A 359-nucleotide genomic window follows, 5' to 3' on the forward strand; every position below is an offset into this window, starting at 1 on the left:
CAAATACTCAACGCCCTATTCAGACTCGCTTTCGCTACGGCTCCACATTCACTGCTTAACCTTGCATCAAATCGTAACTCGCCGGTTCATTCTACAAAAGGCACGCCATCACCCATTAACGGGCTCTGACTACTTGTAAGCACACGGTTTCAAGTTCTATTTCACTCCCCTTCCGGGGTACTTTTCACCTTTCCCTCACGGTACTGGTTCACTATCGGTCACTAGAGAGTATTTAGCCTTAGGAGATGGTCCTCCCAGATTCCGACGGAATTTCACGTGCTCCGTCGTACTCAGGATCCACTCAAGAGAGAATAAACTTTCGACTACAGGATTATTACCTTCTATGATTCATCTTTCCA

The 359-nt window shown here is 46.5% G+C and carries 1 rRNA gene; it reads right to left on the minus strand.

From position 1 onward, the window contains the following. A 23S ribosomal RNA gene (locus SH09_RS13515) occupies positions 1-359 on the minus strand; the annotation flags it as partial.

The sequence above is a fragment of the Staphylococcus gallinarum genome, assembly GCF_000875895.1.
GTDB classification, from domain to species: Bacteria; Bacillota; Bacilli; order Staphylococcales; family Staphylococcaceae; genus Staphylococcus; species Staphylococcus gallinarum.